Source organism: Streptomyces sp. FXJ1.172, assembly GCF_001636945.3.
In the GTDB taxonomy this organism is placed as follows: domain Bacteria; phylum Actinomycetota; class Actinomycetes; order Streptomycetales; family Streptomycetaceae; genus Streptomyces.
Map to the genome: position 1 here is coordinate 5,053,840 of NZ_CP119133.2, position 17,313 is coordinate 5,071,152.

13 protein-coding genes and 4 tRNA genes are annotated in these 17,313 nt (G+C 70.9%); 8 read left to right on the forward strand and 9 right to left on the reverse strand.

Annotated features, from left to right (window positions below):
* Positions 1-92 precede the first annotated feature (92 nt).
* From hrpA to A6P39_RS22600, 7 genes are all read right to left on the reverse strand, one after another.
* Positions 93-4,043 (reverse strand): ATP-dependent RNA helicase HrpA, encoded by a 3,951-nt coding sequence (gene hrpA, locus A6P39_RS22570; RefSeq protein ID WP_067056216.1) that lies wholly within the window; start codon positions 4,041-4,043, stop codon positions 93-95.
* 87 nt (positions 4,044-4,130) lie between these two features.
* Entirely contained in the window at positions 4,131-4,469 is a 339-nt protein-coding gene (locus A6P39_RS22575) for a hypothetical protein (protein WP_234379281.1), read from the reverse strand.
* Complete coding sequence (locus A6P39_RS22580) at positions 4,466-4,699, reverse strand: DivIVA domain-containing protein (RefSeq protein WP_067056213.1); 234 nt, start codon at positions 4,697-4,699, stop codon at positions 4,466-4,468. Before A6P39_RS22580 ends, A6P39_RS22575 begins: the two co-directional genes overlap by 4 nt.
* A gap of 53 nt (positions 4,700-4,752) precedes the next feature.
* Positions 4,753-4,826: transfer RNA gene (locus tag A6P39_RS22585), tRNA-Phe, on the reverse strand.
* Positions 4,827-4,850: 24 nt separating this feature from the next.
* Positions 4,851-4,925: transfer RNA gene (locus A6P39_RS22590), tRNA-Asp, on the reverse strand.
* Positions 4,926-4,963: 38 nt separating this feature from the next.
* A tRNA-Glu gene (locus A6P39_RS22595) sits at positions 4,964-5,036 on the reverse strand.
* 80 nt (positions 5,037-5,116) lie between these two features.
* Positions 5,117-6,679, reverse strand: a complete 1,563-nt coding sequence (locus A6P39_RS22600; protein ID WP_067056210.1) for a metallophosphoesterase family protein — start codon at positions 6,677-6,679, stop codon at positions 5,117-5,119.
* Positions 6,680-6,762: 83 nt separating this feature from the next.
* Here A6P39_RS22600 and A6P39_RS22605 point away from each other — a divergent pair, with 83 nt between their 5' ends.
* The 6 genes from A6P39_RS22605 (at position 6,763) to A6P39_RS22630 (ending at position 13,168) form a co-directional block, all read left to right on the forward strand.
* Positions 6,763-7,113: a metallopeptidase family protein gene (locus A6P39_RS22605; RefSeq protein WP_067056208.1), complete on the forward strand. Its 351-nt coding sequence runs from the start codon at positions 6,763-6,765 to the stop codon at positions 7,111-7,113.
* 87 nt (positions 7,114-7,200) lie between these two features.
* On the forward strand, positions 7,201-7,728 hold the full coding sequence (locus tag A6P39_RS22610) for a hypothetical protein (RefSeq protein ID WP_275883889.1): 528 nt from the start codon (positions 7,201-7,203) through the stop codon (positions 7,726-7,728).
* A gap of 227 nt (positions 7,729-7,955) precedes the next feature.
* On the forward strand, positions 7,956-10,205 hold the full coding sequence (locus A6P39_RS22615) for a DEAD/DEAH box helicase (RefSeq protein ID WP_275883890.1): 2,250 nt from the start codon (positions 7,956-7,958) through the stop codon (positions 10,203-10,205).
* Positions 10,206-10,321: 116 nt separating this feature from the next.
* On the forward strand, positions 10,322-11,845 hold the full coding sequence (locus A6P39_RS22620) for an amino acid permease (protein ID WP_067056198.1): 1,524 nt from the start codon (positions 10,322-10,324) through the stop codon (positions 11,843-11,845).
* 99 nt (positions 11,846-11,944) lie between these two features.
* A tRNA-Lys gene (locus A6P39_RS22625) sits at positions 11,945-12,017 on the forward strand.
* A gap of 398 nt (positions 12,018-12,415) precedes the next feature.
* A complete protein-coding gene (locus tag A6P39_RS22630; RefSeq protein WP_067056195.1) occupies positions 12,416-13,168 on the forward strand; it encodes an alpha/beta hydrolase in 753 nt (250 codons plus the stop codon).
* Between the two features lie 176 nt (positions 13,169-13,344).
* Here the strand turns inward: A6P39_RS22630 and A6P39_RS22635 are convergent, their stop codons facing one another.
* Complete coding sequence (locus A6P39_RS22635) at positions 13,345-14,001, reverse strand: DUF2637 domain-containing protein (protein WP_067056192.1); 657 nt, start codon at positions 13,999-14,001, stop codon at positions 13,345-13,347.
* Between the two features lie 404 nt (positions 14,002-14,405).
* Positions 14,406-15,110: a TetR/AcrR family transcriptional regulator gene (locus A6P39_RS22640; RefSeq protein WP_067056190.1), complete on the reverse strand. Its 705-nt coding sequence runs from the start codon at positions 15,108-15,110 to the stop codon at positions 14,406-14,408.
* Between the two features lie 130 nt (positions 15,111-15,240).
* Here A6P39_RS22640 and A6P39_RS22645 point away from each other — a divergent pair, with 130 nt between their 5' ends.
* Together A6P39_RS22645 and A6P39_RS22650 are read left to right on the forward strand one after the other, a co-directional pair.
* Positions 15,241-15,873 carry an NADPH-dependent FMN reductase gene (locus A6P39_RS22645; protein WP_199841044.1) on the forward strand — a complete coding sequence of 211 codons (633 nt, stop codon included), beginning with the start codon at positions 15,241-15,243 and terminating at the stop codon, positions 15,871-15,873.
* 14 nt (positions 15,874-15,887) lie between these two features.
* Positions 15,888-17,312 (forward strand): DHA2 family efflux MFS transporter permease subunit, encoded by a 1,425-nt coding sequence (locus A6P39_RS22650; RefSeq protein ID WP_275883891.1) that lies wholly within the window; start codon positions 15,888-15,890, stop codon positions 17,310-17,312.
* Position 17,313: the final 1 nt, after the last annotated feature.

Consider the following 17,313-nt stretch of genomic DNA (forward strand, 5'->3'; position numbering starts at 1 on the left):
TCGCGGCGCTTGGCTTGCTGCGTTGCGCTGCGAGAACAGACTGTACAGGAGGTGGGGCCGCCTGGTCGAACTCACCCCCTGTGCACGGACGATTACGGTGCGGCCGCGTCGATCGCCTTCACGATCCGCTTGTCGGAGATGGGGTATGCGGTGCCGAGGGCGTGGGCGAAATAGCTGACCCTCAGCTCCTCCAGCATCCAGCGGATGTCCAGGACGGCCTGCGGGACCGGGCGGCCCTTGGGGAGCTGCTCCAGGAGCCAGGCGTACTCGTCCTGCATCTCGTGGACCTTGTCCATGCGGGTGGTGTCCCGCTGGACGTTCGTCGGCATCTGCTGCAGGCGCCGGTCCGCGGCCACCAGGTAGCGCATGAGGTCGGGCAGGCGGCGTATGCCGGCCCACGTCACGAAGCCGGGCTTCACGAGCGCGTCCAGCTGCCCCCGCACGTCCGTGAGGTTCGCCAGCAGCGCCGGGCTCTGCACGGCCTTCAGACGGCGCTCACAGGCCTGCCAGGCCGCGAGCACCTGCTGCACCTGGGCGACCGTACGCACCGTCGTGTCCACGATCTCCGCGCGCACCTTGTCGTACAGCTTCCGGTACGACTCCTCGTCCCACACCGGCCCGCCGAAGTCCGCGATCAGCTTGTCCGCCGCGGCCATCGCGCAGTCGTCGAACAGGGCCTGGATGGAGCCGTGCGGGTTCGCGGACAGGGCGAGCTTCTGGGCGTTCGTCAGCTTCTCCGAGGCGAACTTCGCCGGGTTCACCGGGATGTTCCGAAGGATCAGGCGGCGGGTGCCCTTCCACATGGCTTCCGCCTGCTCGGCCTCCGTGTCGAAGAGCCGTACCGAGACCGTGTCGCCGTCGTCCACCAGCGCCGGGTACGCCTTCACCGGCTGGCCGGCCCGGCGGGTCTCGAAGATCCGGGTGAGCGTGCCGATCGTCCAGTCGGTCAGGCCCCTGCGCTCCAGGGACTCGCCGCCCTCGCGGGAAGCGGTGGCCGCTGCCGCCTGGGAGAGGGCCTTCCTCGCCTTCGGCTTCAGCTGGAGCTTCAGCGCCTCCAGGTCCTTGTCCTCGGCCAGCTTCCGGCGCCGTTCGTCCACGATCCGGAAGGTGATCCTGAGGTGCTCCGGGACCTTCGACCAGTCGAAGTCCTCCGCCTCGAAGGGCACGCCGACCATGCGCTTCAGCTCGCGCGCCATCGTCACCGCCAGCGGCTCCTGGAGGGGCACCGCCTTCTCCAGGAACGCCTTGGCGTAGTTCGGCGCGGGCACGTAGTTGCGGCGGATCGGCTTCGGCAGGGAGCGGATCAGCTCCGTCACGACCTCCTCGCGCAGGCCCGGGATCTGCCAGTCGAAGCCCTCGTCCGTGACCTGGTTGAGGACCTGGAGCGGAATGTGGACCGTCACACCGTCCGCGTCCGCGCCCGGCTCGAACTGGTACGTCACCCGGAACTTGAGCCGCCCCTGGTGCCAGCTGTCCGGATAGTCGGCCTTGGTGACCGCCTCCGCCGACTCCCGGATGAGCATCTCCCGCTCGAAGTCCAGGAAGTCCTGCTGCTCGTGCCGCTTGTGCTTCCACCAGGAGTCGAAGTGGGCGCCCGACACCACGTGTTCGGGCACGCGCTGGTCGTAGAAGTCGAAGAGCGTGTCGTCGTCGACCACGATGTCCCGCCGCCGCGCCCGGTTCTCCAGCTCCTCGACCTCGCTGAGGAGCTTGCGGTTGTCGGCGAAGAACTTGTGGTGCGTGCGCCAGTCGCCCTCGACCAGCGCGTTGCGGATGAACAGCTCGCGACTCGTCTCCGGGTCGATGCGGCCGTAGTTCACCTTGCGCTGGGCGACGATCGGGACGCCGTACAGCGTGACCTTCTCGTACGCCATCACGGCTGCCTGGTCCTTCTCCCAGTGCGGTTCGCTGTACGTCCGCTTCAGGAGGTGCTCGGCGAGCGGCTCGACCCACTCGGGCTCGATCCTGGCGTTGACCCGCGCCCAGAGCCTGGACGTCTCCACCAGCTCGGCGGACATCACGAACTTCGGCTGCTTCTTGAACAGCGCAGAGCCGGGGAAGATCGCGAACTTGGCGTTGCGGGCGCCCAGGTACTCGTTCTTGTTGCCGTCCTTCACGTCCTTCATCCCGACGTGGGAGAGGAGACCGGCGAGGAGGGAGACGTGGATCCGGTCGTCGGGGGCGTCGGTGCCCGCCGCGGGGTCCGTGATGTGCATGCCCATCTGCTTGGCGACCGTGCGCAGCTGGGTGTAGATGTCCTGCCATTCGCGGATGCGCAGGAAGTTCAGGTACTCCTGCTTGCACATGCGCCGGAAGGAGCTGGAGCCGCGCTCCTTCTGCTGCTCGCGGACGTACCGCCACAGGTTCAGATAGGCGAGGAAGTCGCTGGTCTCGTCCTTGAACCGGGCGTGCTGCTGGTCGGCCTGGGTCTGCTTGTCGGCCGGGCGCTCGCGCGGGTCCTGGATGGACAGCGCGGCCGCGATGACCATGACCTCGCGGACACAGTCGTTCCGGTCGGCCTCCAGGACCATCCGGGCCAGGCGCGGGTCGACGGGCAGCTGGGCCAGCTTGCGGCCGGTGTCGGTGAGCCGCTTGCGGACGTCCTTCTGCGTGGGGTCCAGCGCGCCCAGCTCCTGCAGCAGCTGCACACCGTCGCGGATGTTGCGGTGGTCCGGCGGGTCGATGAAGGGGAACTTCTCGATGTCGCCGAGGCCGGCGGCGGTCATCTGCAGGATGACGGAGGCGAGGTTCGTACGGAGGACCTCCGCGTCCGTGAACTCCGGGCGGGCGAGGAAGTCGTCCTCGCTGTAGAGCCGGATGCAGATGCCGTCGGACGTACGGCCGCAGCGGCCCTTGCGCTGGTTGGCGCTGGCCTGCGAGACCGGCTCGATCGGCAGTCGCTGGACCTTGGTGCGGTGGCTGTAGCGGCTGATCCGGGCGAAGCCGGGGTCGATGACGTACTTGATGCCGGGGACGGTCAGGGAGGTCTCGGCGACGTTCGTCGCGAGAACGATCCTGCGCCCGGTGTGCGGCTGGAAGACCCGGTGCTGCTCGGCGTGCGACAGCCGGGCGTAGAGGGGAAGGATCTCGGTGAATCTGTACTTCTTCTTCTCCAGCGCGTCCGCCGTGTCCCGGATCTCGCGCTCGCCGGAGAGGAAGACGAGGATGTCGCCCCGGCCCTCGGCCATCAGCTCCTCGACGGCGTCCGTGATCGCGGTGATCTGGTCGCGGTCGGCGTCCTCGGAGTCCTCCTCCAGGAGGGGCCGGTAGCGCACCTCCACGGGGTACGTCCGCCCGCTGACCTCGATGATCGGCGCGTCGCCGAAGTGCCGCGAGAAACGCTCGGGATCGATGGTGGCGGAGGTGATGACGACCTTCAGATCCGGCCGCTTCGGCAGCAGCTGCGCCAGATACCCGAGCAGGAAGTCGATGTTGAGGGACCGTTCGTGGGCCTCGTCGATGATGATCGTGTCGTAGGCGCGCAGCTCGCGGTCGGTCTGGATCTCGGCGAGCAGGATGCCGTCCGTCATCAGCTTGATGAAGGTGGCGTCCGGATTCACCTGGTCGGTGAAGCGGACCTTCCAGCCGACGGTCTCGCCGAGCGGAGTCCGCAGCTCCTCGGCCACCCGCTCGGCGACGGTGCGCGCGGCGATACGGCGGGGCTGGGTGTGCCCGATCATGCCGCGCACGCCCCGGCCCAGCTCCACACAGATCTTCGGGATCTGGGTGGTCTTACCGGAACCGGTCTCACCGGCGACGATGACGACTTGGTGATCGCGGATGGCGGCCGCGATCTCGTCCTTCTTCTGGCTGACGGGCAGCTGCTCGGGGTACGTGACGGCGGGCACGCGGGCACGCCGTTCACCGATCCGTGCCTCGGCCTTGCCGACCTCCGCCTCGATCTCGGCGAGGACGGCGGCGCGGGCCTCGGGCTTACGGATCTTGCGCGCGCCCTCGAGCCGCCGCCCGAGCCGGTGCGCGTCACGCAGCGACAGCTCGGTCAGACGGGGGGCGAGGGTGCCGAGGGCGGGATGCGTAGACATACGCGGTCCAGGATCTCACCCCGGCCGAAAATCACGCGAATGAATTGCTCGGGGGTTCAGGGGAGCGCCCAGAAGGGGCGCGGGACCCTAGCCGGCGCGCTGGGCCGGCGGTGCGGCGGCCGGCGGCGTCGAGGCCGGCGGCGTCGAGGCCGACGCAGCACCTTGCTGTGCCAGAGCGAGCGACTTCGCGGTGTTGGAGATGGCCTTGATCCCCAGGTAGGCGGTGGTCATGCTGCTCACGGCGGTGAACGCGGCGGTCAGGATGCCGACGATCACCGACTTGTCCCCGCCGAGCCGCCACACGCCGACGATCGCGACCACGACGATCGCGAGATTGCTGGCGACGACCGCGAGCAGCCCGTACCGCGCCCGCGTCCTCTCCAGCTGGGTGTCCGCCGTCATGGCGACGACCTGGTCCTGGTTCATCTCCCCGGCCCCCCGCTCAGCAGCTGAGCGATCCGCGCGTCCACCTGCACCCGGTCGTATCCACGCCGGACGATGTCGAAGACGGGTGGCGCCCCGGGCGCCGAACCCGTGGTCAGGCTGGCCAGAAAGGCGTCCACCTGGGCGCGGTCGTAGCCACGACTGGCGATGTCGAACCCCTTGAAAACCAGGATGTCCTGGCGCTCCGGGAAGCCCTGGAAGTCGTCTGCCACCGTATGTCCCCCTACGACGAAGGCCCCGTTCGACGAACGGGGCCTTCTGGCTGTGGCTGGGGCCGGGGTCGAACCGGCGACCTTCCGCTTTTCAGGCGGACGCTCGTACCAACTGAGCTACCCAGCCACGGTGTTTCACGTGAAACACCAGCGGTCCTGACGGGATTTGAACCCGCGGCCTCCACCTTGACAGGGTGGCGAGCACTCCAAACTGCTCCACAGGACCAAGCTTGTGCGTGCAACAGTGTCGCACACGGTTTTGCGTGCCCCCAACGGGATTCGAACCCGTGCTACCGCCTTGAAAGGGCGGCGTCCTAGGCCGCTAGACGATGAGGGCTATCGGCCCGCCTGGGCGCTTCTCAGCGCGTCGGGGACGTGAGAAGCATATGGGATGCCGAGGGCTATCGCCAAAACGGTTTACGGCGAGGGGGCGGAGGAGGTCACCGATCCGGACGGGGCCGGCCGGGGGCCGGGCTTGACCGGGGTGGCCAGATGGCGGCTGACCTCGGCCGTCGTCTCGCCCAGCCCGCCCAGCTTGATCGCGTCCCAGGCCTGCAGACGGCGGCTGTCCCGGTCGAAGTAGAGGATCGAGGCCTCGATCGGGGCGGGGTACTTGCCCTCCACGGCCCGCAGCCCGCTGCCGCCCGTGGAGCCCTCCATCCGCAGCCGGGTGCCGTAGGGCAGCATCTCGTCCCCCTCGTGGTGCAAGTGGCCGCACAGCACCAGCGGCACCTCGCCGTCCGTCTCGCGGGCGGCGGCGGGCTCGTGGGCGACGGCGACGTCGACCGCGGTGCGCCGGGCCCTCTGGTCGCGCAGGGCGCTGGCCAGCCGGTCGCCGGCCAGCTGCTCGGCCGCGTTGCCGCCGGGCACCGCCGAGCGGTCCGGGGTGAACTGCGGATCGCCCATGCCCGCGAAGCGCAGGCCGGCGACCGTCTGTGCCCGCCCGCCGTCCAGGACGCGCACGTTCTTCATCCGCTCCAGATAGCGCTGGGTGATCATCGAGTCGTGGTTGCCCCGCACCCAGACGTACGGCACATCCAGGTCCCTGATCGGGTCCAGGAAACCGTTCTCGGCCGCTATGCCGTGGTCCATGGTGTCGCCCGAGTCCACGATCACGTTCACCTTGTACTGCTCCACCAGCGAGGCGATGATCTTCCAGCTCGCCGGGTTGAGGTGGATGTCCGACACGTGCAGGACCCGGATGGTGGAGGGGTCCGGCTGGTAGGCGGGGAGCGTGGAGGTGACGTCGTAGAGCTTCGTCACATTCGTCACCAGGCGGGCCAGCTCCTTCTGGTAGACGTCGAACTCGGTGACGATGCTGCGCGCGTTGCCGACCACGGAGGGCGCCGAGGACAGCAGCCCCGAGTACTTCGGCTCCAGCACCGACTTCGGGTTCCAGGTGGCGTACGCCGACGCGCCCGAGGCGGCGAGCAGCGCCAGGGCCAGTCCGCCGGCCGCGAGGGCCCGGCGCGGGCGGCGGTAGACGGCGAGGCCGAGGGTGGCGGCGCCGGCGGCGACGGCGACACAGGAGCGTACGGCCAGGTCCAGGGTGCCGTGCTCGACGTCCTGGGCGACCTCCTCCTGCAGGCCGGAGAGTCGCTCGGGATGGTCGACCAGGGCCTGGGAACGCAGCGGGTCGAGCTGGTCGACGTTGACGTCCAGCCGGACCGGGGCCACGTGGCTGTCCAGGGTGAGCGTACCCAGCGGCGAGATGTTGATCTTCGTGCCGCCGGAGAGGGACGGGCGCAGCGCCATCGTGGTGTTCATCGGGCCGACGGGGGCCCGTACGCTCCCGACGATCAGCAGGCCCAGCCAGGCCCCGACGAGCACGACGGCCGTGAGCCCGAGCGCGCTCAGCCAGGGGCGCTCCGGGTTGCCGGCCGGTCCGGGGGCGGTGAGCGTGCGGATGCTCCGGCGGGCCGGGGACAGGCGTACGCGGTTCGTCAGCGTGCGGAGGGCTGCGACGGGGACGCGGACCATTGGTCCCGTATGCCCATGTCCGGGCATGGGTATGCGGCGCCGCGCCGCTCTCGTACGAAGCTCCCGTACCGGACAATGACCCTGTGCTGGAGATGACGCGCGAGGAGTTCGAGGAACTGGTCGCCGAGGCGCTCGACCGGATCCCGCCGGAGCTGACGCGGCTGATGGACAACGTGGCGGTGTTCGTCGAGGACGAGCCGTCGGCGGACGATCCCGAGCTGCTCGGGCTGTACGAGGGGACCCCGCTGACCGATCGCGGCGAGTGGTACGCGGGTGTGCTGCCCGACCGGATCACGATCTACCGGGGACCGACGCTGAGGATGTGCGCGTCACGGGAGGACGCGATCGCGGAGACCGAGGTGACGGTGGTGCACGAGATCGCCCATCACTTCGGTATCGACGACGCGCGGCTGCACGCGCTCGGGTACGGCTGAGTCCCGATGCGCACGGGGCGCGTGTCCTCTTGCGGGCGGCGGGAGTTGGGGAGGTTGACTCCTTTCCTTGCCCCGGAGGTGGCCGCTGTGCGCCCCTTGTACGTACCCTCCCGGCTCGCCGTCACCATGCTGGCCGTCGCCGCCGCGGCCGGCTGTGTGAACGTGGGCGACGACGCCGGCCGGGCCCGGCCCTCGCACTCGGCGGGCCGGCACGGCGGTGAGGCGCCGGACGGCGGCCCGGCGGTCGGCGCCGGCGGCCTACCGCGAGGGGGCGAGGCGGGTGACGGCAAGCACGGCAACGGCGGCAGGACGAAGCCCGGGGACTCGCCCAGTGCCTCGGCCACCCCCTCCGGCGCGGGCAGCGCGTCCGCGACCCCGCCGCGGCCCGGCAGGCCCGGTGGGCCGGGGGCGACCGCGGGGCCCGGGAACCCGGTGCCGACCAAGGCCCCGCCGACCCCGCCGGCCACCTCCGCCCCGCCCCAGCCCCCGGCTTCCACCCCGCCTCCGGCCACCTCCGAGCCCCCGTCGGCCGAGCCGTCCTCCTCGGCGCACGAGGGGCCCGGTCCGCAGCTGGTCCAGCGTGAGCCGGCCCCCACCGCGGGCGTACCGGTGTGAGCACCTGATCCCCAGCCGACCTGCGACTTCGAGGCTCGGTTTGCCTTCAGGGGTGGTGGGTGCGTATGGTGGTAGATCGTTTGATCCCATTTGCCCGGCGCCACCACAGAGCGCGCCGTGTGGCGCGTACTCTCCTTTGCCGTGGCGGACCGCATCGAGGCGGTCGTGAGCGAATCACGGAGTTGACGGGCGCGTGCCGACGAGACTCCGGAAGGTTTCGCATTCGCATGTCCGTGTCCAGTACTGACCAGTTCGTCGTGTCCGAGAACGAGTTCAACGAGCTGAACCAGCTCGACAGCGAACTCACCGACGTGGCGACCGAGGTCACCGAGGCCCCCGAGGCCGCTGACACCACCCCCCAGACCACCTTCGCCGACCTCGGCCTCCCCGAGGGCATCGTGCGCAAGCTCGCGCAGAACGGCGTGACGACCCCCTTCCCGATCCAGGCCGCGACCATCCCGGACGCCCTGGTCGGCAAGGACATCCTCGGCCGTGGCCGCACCGGCTCCGGCAAGACCCTCTCCTTCGGTCTGCCGACCCTGGCCACGCTGGCCGGCGGCCGCACCCAGAAGCACAAGCCCCGCGCGGTCATCCTCACCCCGACCCGCGAGCTGGCCATGCAGGTCGCCGACGCCCTCCAGCCGTACGGCGACGTCCTCGGCCTGAAGATGAAGGTCGTCTGCGGCGGCACCTCGATGGGCAACCAGATCTACGCCCTGGAGCGCGGCGTCGACATCCTGGTCGCCACCCCGGGCCGCCTGCGCGACATCATCAACCGCGGCGCCTGCTCGCTCGACGACGTGCAGATCGCCGTCCTGGACGAGGCGGACCAGATGTCCGACCTGGGCTTCCTGCCCGAGGTCACCGAGCTGCTCGACCAGGTCCCGGCCGGCGGCCAGCGCATGCTCTTCTCCGCCACGATGGAGAACGAGATCCAGACCCTCGTCGACCGCTACCTGAACAGCCCCGTCTCCCACGAGGTGGACGCGGCCCAGGGCGCGGTGACGACCATGTCCCACCACATCCTCATCGTGAAGCCCAAGGACAAGGCGCCGGTCACCGCCGCGATCGCCTCCCGCAAGGGCCGCACGATCATCTTCGTCCGCACCCAGCTGGGCGCCGACCGCGTCGCCGAGCAGCTGCGTGAGGCGGGCGTGAAGGCCGACGCGCTGCACGGCGGCATGACCCAGGGCGCCCGCACCCGCACCCTGGCCGACTTCAAGGACGGCTACGTCAACGTCCTGGTCGCCACCGACGTCGCCGCCCGCGGCATCCACGTCGACGGCATCGACCTGGTCCTGAACGTGGACCCGGCCGGCGACCACAAGGACTACCTGCACCGGGCCGGCCGTACCGCGCGCGCGGGCCGCACCGGCACGGTCGTCTCCCTGTCCCTGCCGCACCAGCGGCGCCAGATCTTCCGCCTGATGGAGGACGCCGGCGTGGACGCCGCGCGCCACATCATCCAGGGCGCCGGCACCTTCGACCCGGAGGTCGCCGAGATCACCGGCGCCCGCTCCATGACCGAGGTCCAGGCCGAGTCCGCGAACAACGCCGCCCAGCAGGCCGAGCGCGAGGTCGCCCAGCTCACCAAGCAGCTGGAGCGCGCCCAGCGCCGCGCGGCCGAGCTGCGCGAGGAGTCCGACCGGCTGGTCGCCCGGGTCGCCCGCGAGCGCGGCGAGGACCCCGAGGCCGCGGTGGCCGAGGCCCAGGCGACGGCTGCGGAGGAGCTGGCGGTCGCCGAGGTCGCCGTCGCCGCCGAGCAGCAGGCCGAGCGCGAGGAGCGCCCGGCGGCTTCGGCGCCGTACGAGCGCCGGGAGCGGCGCGGCTACGACCGGGACCGTGGCGAGCGTGGTTTCGACCGGGACCGTGGTGAGCGCGGTGAGCGGGGTGAGCGCGGCTTCGAGCGCCGTGACGACCGTCGTCCGTTCGACCGTGACCGGGACCGTGACCGTGGCGGCCGTTCCTTCGAGCGCCGTGACGACCGCCGTGACGACCGTGGCGGCTTCGAGCGCCGTGACGACCGCCGTGACGACCGTGGTGGCCGTGGCTTCGAGCGTCGCGACGACCGTCGTCCGTTCGACCGTGACCGGGACCGTGACCGTGGCGGCCGTTCCTTCGACCGCCGCGACGACCGCCGTGACGACCGTGGTGGCCGTGGCTTCGAGCGCCGTGACGACCGTCGTCCGTTCGACCGTGACCGGGACCGTGACCGTGGCGGCCGTTCCTTCGACCGCCGTGACGACCGTGGTGGTTTCCGCCGGGACGAGCGCGGCGGACACCGGGGCAGCGACCGCCCGTTCAACCGTGACCGCCGTGACGACCGTCCGGGCTTCCTCCCCCACTCCCGTCGCCCCTCGAGCGGGGGGACCTCCGGCGGCGGTCACGACCGCCCCTACGGCCGCCGTGACGACCACCGCGGCACCGGCTCCTTCGGCCGCCGTGAGGACAAGCCCCGCTGGAAGCGCAACGGCTGACGCCGAGTGAGCGCTGCCGAGTGATCTGAGAAGGGCCCGTACGACCACGTCGTACGGGCCCTTTTTGGCCATTGCGTGACGCATGTCCTGCCCCCGGCGAGGGAATTGCTGGGAGCATGACAGAAGACGCGAGAGTGAGCGGAACGCACGACGCGCACGGCCTGTCGGACGAGGAACGGCTGGCCCAGCTCGGCTACACCCAGGTCCTCGCCCGCCGTATGTCGGCGTTCTCGAACTACGCCGTCTCCTTCACGATCATCTCGGTGCTGTCCGGCTGCCTGACCCTGTATCTCTTCGGCATGATCACCGGCGGCCCGGCGGTGATCACCTGGGGTTGGGTGGCGGTGGGCCTGATGACGCTGTTCGTCGGCCTGTCGATGGCCGAAATCTGCTCCGCGTACCCCACGTCGGCCGGCCTGTACTTCTGGGCGCACCGCCTCGCACCGCCCCGCTCGGCGGCGGCCTGGGCGTGGTTCACGGGCTGGTTCAACGTGCTGGGCCAGGTCGCGGTGACCGCGGGCATCGACTTCGGCGCGGCCTCCTTCCTCGGTGCGTACCTGAACCTCCAGTTCGGCTTCGAGGTGACCCCGGGCCGCACGGTCCTGCTCTTCGCGGCGATCCTCCTGCTGCACGGCCTGCTGAACACCTTCGGCGTCCGGATCGTCGCGTTCCTGAACAGCGTGAGCGTGTGGTGGCACGTGCTCGGAGTCGCGGTGATCGTCGGCGCGCTCGCCTTCGTCCCCGACCACCACCGGTCGGCGTCCTTCGTGTTCACGAAGTTCGTGAACGGGACGGGCTGGGGCAGCGGCCCGTACGTCGTCCTCCTCGGCCTTCTGATGGCCCAGTACACCTTCACCGGCTACGACGCCTCCGCGCACATGACGGAGGAGACCCACGACGCGTCCACGGCGGGCCCGAAGGGCATCGTCCGCTCCATCTGGACGTCCTGGATCGCAGGCTTCGTGCTCCTGCTGGGCTTCACGTTCGCGATCCAGTCGTACGACAAGGAGTTGACGTCCCCGACGGGCGCACCGCCCGCCCAGATCCTCCTGGACGCGCTGGGAGCGACCACCGGCAAGCTGTTGCTGCTGGTGGTGATCGGCGCCCAGCTCTTCTGCGGCATGGCCTCGGTGACCGCCAACAGCCGCATGATCTACGCCTTTTCCCGCGACGGCGCACTGCCCTTCTCGCACATCTGGCACACGGTCAGCCCGCGCACCCGCACCCCTGTGGCGGCGGTCTGGCTGGCCGCGCTGGCCGCCCTGGCGCTCGGCCTGCCGTACCTGATCAACTCCACGGCGTACGCGGCGGTGACGTCGATCGCGGTGATCGGCCTGTACATCGCGTACGTCATCCCGACGTTCCTGCGCGTCCGCAAGGGCGCCGGCTTCGAACGCGGGCCGTGGCACCTGGGCCGCTGGTCGGGGGCGATCGGGGTCGTCTCGGTGGCGTGGGTGGTGGCGATCACGATCCTCTTCATGCTCCCGCAGGTCTCCCCGGTCACCTGGAAGACCTTCAACTACGCGCCCGTGGCCGTCCTGGTCGTCCTCGGCTTCGCGGCGACCTGGTGGCTGGCCTCGGCCCGCCACTGGTTCCTCACCCCGGACCGCGCCGCGGTCCCCGAGCCGGCCGAAAAGTGACCATCCCACCCACACCGCCACCCGCGACGCGGCCGGTCCACCGATACCCGATCGGAGACTCGGCCGCGTCCGGCTATGCTCGGACAGGCAACATCGCCTGGGCCCTTAGCTCAATTGGCAGAGCAGTGGACTTTTAATCCATTGGTTGTGGGTTCGAGTCCCACAGGGCCTACGGTGGCGGGGGGAGGGTTCACCCCCTCTGACCTGCTAAGCAGCGCTCGGATCGGCTTCGGCCGGCCCGGGCGCTGTCTCGTTTCCGGGCCTGTGCGTGAGCGGTGCGTGGTGGCGCTCCGCGTGCACCTGTCTGCGGCTCGGCGAGTGGTGTGGGCCCCGCAAGCCGCCGCCGGCACCGGCGGCACGCCGTACAGGGCGAGCCCAGAAGTCACCCAGCAGCATGGTTGCTTCCGCGCCGGAGCCCGCCCTCGGGCCGGCCGGGCGGGGAACACCTCGTCGACGGCGCGGCGCAGCGTTTCGCGGACGGCCTTGGCGTCGTCGAGTTCCGCGGCCTGGAACGCGCCGTCGTGCAGCAGGACGAGCACGCGGGCGGCGTGGTCGGGGTCGGGGTGGCCCATGGCGGCCGACAGGTCGCGCAGCACGCCGAACAGCCAGGTGCGCTGGTCGTCGATGACCGCGCGTACCGGGTGGGTGGGGTCGGGGTATTCGGCGGCGTTGAGGAACTGGCAGCCGCGGAAGCCGTCTTCGAGGGTCGCGTCGCCGGTCGCCGCGGCGAACCCGCTGCGCGGCCTGGAGTCCGACGCGCAGTACGTCGCCACCGTCACCAAGGCCGTGGACGGCCCGGTCGTCCTGGTCGGCCACTCCTACGCCGGCGCGGTCATCACCCGCGCGGCCCGCGAGGCGTCGAACGTCGAGGCCCTGGTCTACGTGGCCGCCTTCCAGCCCGACGAGGGCGAGAGCGCCCTGGAGAACGCCTCCCGCTTCCCCGGCGCCAAGATGGGCCCGGACACCACCATCGCCATCGAGCACGAGGGCGAGCCGGAGCTGCGGATCCTGCCGGAGCACTACCAGGACGTCATCGCCGGTGACCTGCCCGCGGAGACCACAGACGTCCTCGCGGTCACCCAGCGCCCGGTGCGCGTGCAGGCCCTGACGGCCGAGCTGTCCGGCACCCCGGCCTGGCGCACCCTGCCCACGTGGGCCGTGGTCGCCACCCAGGACAACGCCATCCCCGCCCAGGCCCGGGAGTTCATGGCCGAGCGCGCCGGATCGCACGTCGTACGCGTCGAAGCGTCCCAAGCGGTGTCCATCTCCCAGCCCGGCGCGGTGGCCGGCCTGATCATCGAGGCGGCCAAGAGCACCCGCTGAGTCCAAGCAGACCCATGCGTGAGTGATGCGTGAGCGGTCCGTCCGGCACAGGACCAACTGTGCGGCGCCCGGGCCGGCTTCGGCCGGCTCGGGCGCCGCTTCGTTCTCGCCGTGCGGTTCCGGCTACGGCACCGGGACCGGGACCGGCACGGGCACAGGCACGGGGACCCGACGCCTCACAGGGCGTCGTACGTGCCTTGCGGCTTGGTGGGGCCTCGCCGGTCCTGTGCGGCGTGCCGGGGCCTGACCACCTTGGACGAGACCTGGCCGACGATCTCCCAGAAGCACACCAGCGCGGTGATCGGCGGAATTCCGAAGATGACCAGGGAAAGCAGTGAATGTGATGAGTGGCTGACGCACAGGGCGACCGCCATCGCCGAGGCGCCCAGCAGAACACACCAGGATCTTCGCGCGCTCCTGCTCTGCACGGTGGCCCGCAGAATGGACAGGGCTGCCACGAGCCACGGTCCGTACACCGTCAGCGGCCACCACTGTGCCAATCTCATCGGCAATACGGAGGACGCGGTGGCGCGGAGCTGGGCATAAGAATAGGAAAATGACCAGCCCAACATACAGACCGCGCACACCGAAATGGTCGCGATCAGGATCGTGACGTGCGCGCCTCGCTGGTTGTCGCGCGTCCAGCGGGATTCCGCATGGTGCCGTCGCCGGTTCCTGCGATGACTGGACCGTCCGTGCGGCGGGCCCGGATCGGGATGCGCGGCGGCGGCGGTGGAGAGCATCTGGGCCAGCTCCTCAGCCGGATCCCACTGTATCTCGAGCGTGCTGAACTCGGAGGCACCGAAGATGTCTTCATTGTGAATGCTGTCCATCGGATAAGTCCTACAGCCCCACCATCGCCCGCAGGTACTCGTTCTCCAACTGGCTGATCTTTCTCAGAAAATCATCGAGAAGATCCGAACAGCCGTCGATGAACACCTCGCCTTCGTTGCGCTCCATCCGGTATGTGATGGTTGTGTGAAGATCCCTGGCTGTGTGCCTTTCGGTGCGTGTCACGACCGCCTAACGAGTCCCTCGGGAGCCGGGGGTGTCGGGCATTCGGGTGTTTCTGTAACCGGAAAGTGGCGCCGTCAGGTCAGATATATCAATGAGCGAAAAACCGAGTGAGCGGGAAATTACATTCCGTGAATATAGCGGGGATTGGGCTGACCGGGGGACACGGGCCGGTCGTGCGCCGGCGGACGGCGGCGGGCGGCGGCGCGCGGTGGGCTGATGTTCAGCCGATGGGGCCGGCGCCCGTCCGTCCGTAGGCCCGCAGGAACGCCGCGACCCCGCCCCTGACCAGGCGGTCCGTCTGTGCCGGCGGCAGGGGCAGGACGCCGTAGTGGGTGGACTGGACGATCGTGTGCGAGGTCAGGGCCGTGAAGTGGGCGGCGGTCATGGCCGGATCGCCGTGCGCATCGAGCAGTCCGGCGTCCGCGAGATGTGCCATGGCCTCGGCGACGGCCCGGCCGACCGGCGCCGGGCCCGCCTCGTGCCAGGCCTTGAGGACCTCCGGCGGCACATGGTCGGCCTCGGCGTGGATGTGCCGGACGAGGGCGAAGTGGTTCGGGTAGTCGCTCATGAGGCCGACGAACGCACGGGCCAGGGCCACCAGATCGCGTTCCAGGTCCTCGGGGTGCGGCGGCCGCTGCGGGTCCAGCACCTCGCGCAGCCGGGCCAGTTGGGCGTCGCGGACCTCGCCGGACGTCCAGGTCACCACCGTCTGGAAGAGCTGCGCCTTGCCGCCGGGGAAGTGGTTGTAGAGCGTGCGCGTGGAGACGCCGGCCTCGGCGGCGAGCGCGTCGACCGAGGCGCGCGCGTAGCCCTCGCGGCCGAAGACCGTGCAGGACGCGCTCGCGATGGCGATCTGTTTCTCCAGCTTGCGCGGTGAGACCTCGCGCCGGGCCCGCTCCAGCCGGGTCTCGTTCGTCTCGCTCACACCGCCTCCTCTCCTGTCCGGCCACTCTAGCCGACTTACAACGTGTGTTGTAATTTCTACAACGAGCGTTGTACTTTGCCGTGCGGGAGGCCGCACCGGGCGGCCGACCGCCAGAGGATGGGGGACACCTGTGTCTGTCACCAGCAAGGAAGCCGTCACCGGCAACGAGACCCAAGAAACGCCGCTGCGTGTCGCCGTCGTCGTCGGCAGTGTCCGGGAAGGGCGGCAGGGCCGGGCCGTGGCCGACTGGTTCCTCGGGGCCGCCGCCGGTGACCCCGGCCTCGACCTCGACGTCATCGACCTCGCCGAGGTGGACCTGCCGCTCGTGCTGCCCGGCTGGGGCGGCGAGCCGAGCCCCGGGGCCGCGGCCGTCCTGCGGGAGGTCTCGCCCCGGCTCGCCGCCGCCGATGCCTTCGTCGTCGTCACACCCGAGTACAACCACGCCTTCCCGGCGTCCCTGAAGAACTTCATCGACTGGCACTACACCCAGTGGCAGGCCAAGCCGGTCGGCTTCGTGTCGTACGGCGGTCTCGGCGGCGGGCTGCGCGCGGTCGAGCAACTCCGGCTGGTCTTCGCCGAACTGCACGCCATGACCGTGCGCGACTCGGTCAGCCTGCACGGGCCCTGGTCCGGCCTCACCGCGGACGGCACCCCGCGCGACGCCGACGTCTGCGCGGGCGCCGCCAAGGGCATGCTCGGCCAACTCGCCTGGTGGGGACGGGCGTTGCGGGCCGCGCGCGCCGAGCGTCCCTACACGGGCTGACGGGAGCGGGAGAGATGCGTACGACCGTGCCCGTCCCGGCGCCGGCCCGCCCGGTGCCGGACCCCGCCGTCCGGGCCACCGTCCTGCGGCGCGCGCTCGCCGTCACCGTGATCGGCTCGGTGATGGCCGTGCTCGACATGACGATCGTGAACGTCGCGATGCGCTCGCTGTCGGAGTCCTTCGGCGCCCCGCTGGCGACCATCCAGTGGACCGCCACCGCGTACACGCTCGCGCTCGCCGCCGTCGTCCCGGTCGCCGCCTGGGCGATGGCCCGGATCGGGGCCAGGCGCACCTACGCGACCGCGCTCGTCCTGTTCACGCTCGGCTCCCTGCTCGCCGCCTGCGCCTGGGACGCGGGCAGCCTCATCGCCTTCCGCGCGGTGCAGGGGCTGGGCGGCGGACTGCTGCAGCCGGTCGGGATGACGATGGTGATGCGGGTGGCCGACCGGCGCCGGCTCGGCCGCGCGATGGCCGTGGGCGGGCTGCCCGTCCTCGTCGGGCCGGTCGTCGGCCCGGTGCTCGGCGGCTGGCTGGTCGACGCCGCGTCCTGGCACTGGATCTTCCTGGTGAACCTGCCGGTGGGCCTGCTCGCCCTGGCACTCGCGCTGCGGCTGCTGCCGCACGACGTACCGGACGCGCGCACGCGCGCCGACGCCCGCCTGGACGTCCGCGGACTGCTGATGCTCTCGCCGGGTCTCGCCCTGCTGCTCTACGGCCTGGCCCGGGGCGGCGAGCGCGGCGACTTCACGGCCTTCGCCGCCCTGCTGCCCATCCTCGCCGGCGCCGCCCTGACGGCCGCCTTCGTCCGCCGGGCGCTGACGGTCCGGGAACCGCTGCTGGACCTGCGGCTCCTGCGCGACCGCACCTTCGCCGCCGGCATCACCACGCTCGCCCTGTTCACCTGCGGCTACTTCGGCGCGATGCTGCTCGGCCCGCTGTACTGGCAGCAGGAGCGGGGCCTGAGCGCGGCCGCGGCCGGGCTGCTGGGCGCCCCGACCGGGCTCGTCGTCGGCACGGCGATGCAGTTCGCGGCGCGGCGGGTCGACAAGGTGGCGCCGCGCCGGCTGATCCCGGCCGGCATCGCGCTGGCCGCCCTCGGGATGGCGCTGCTGGCCTGGCAGGTGGGCGTGCCAGGGGTCGCGGCCTGGCGGTTCGTCGCCTCGGCCATGGTGATGGGGGCCGGCGTCGGGATGGTGCTGATGCCGACGATGACGACCGCGACCCGGGAGCTGCCGACGGACCGGATGCCCGCGGCGAGCACTGCGCTCAGCATCAACTCCCAGCTCGGGGCGTCGACGGGCACGGCGCTGCTCTCGGTGGTGCTCGGCGCGGCGGGCCAGGATCCGGCGGGTTTCCGCCTCACCTACGCGGTGGCGGCGGCCCTGCTGGCCCTCTCGGTCCTGCCGGCCCTGCGGCTGCCGGGCCGCCGACGGCCGTGAG

Bases quoted from the DNA above. Each gene is read 5' to 3' on its own strand.
- hrpA (WP_067056216.1), bottom strand. From the start codon at position 4,043: ATGTCTACGCATCCCGCCCTCGGCACCCTCGCCCCCCGTCTGACCGAG.
- A6P39_RS22575 (WP_234379281.1), bottom strand. From the start codon at position 4,469: ATGAACCAGGACCAGGTCGTCGCCATGACGGCGGACACCCAGCTGGAG.
- A6P39_RS22600 (WP_067056210.1), bottom strand. From the start codon at position 6,679: ATGGTCCGCGTCCCCGTCGCAGCCCTCCGCACGCTGACGAACCGCGTA.
- A6P39_RS22615 (WP_275883890.1), top strand. From the start codon at position 7,956: ATGTCCGTGTCCAGTACTGACCAGTTCGTCGTGTCCGAGAACGAGTTC.
- A6P39_RS22620 (WP_067056198.1), top strand. From the start codon at position 10,322: ATGACAGAAGACGCGAGAGTGAGCGGAACGCACGACGCGCACGGCCTG.
- A6P39_RS22630 (WP_067056195.1), top strand. From the start codon at position 12,416: ATGGCGGCCGACAGGTCGCGCAGCACGCCGAACAGCCAGGTGCGCTGG.
- A6P39_RS22635 (WP_067056192.1), bottom strand. From the start codon at position 14,001: ATGGACAGCATTCACAATGAAGACATCTTCGGTGCCTCCGAGTTCAGC.
- A6P39_RS22650 (WP_275883891.1), top strand. From the start codon at position 15,888: ATGCGTACGACCGTGCCCGTCCCGGCGCCGGCCCGCCCGGTGCCGGAC.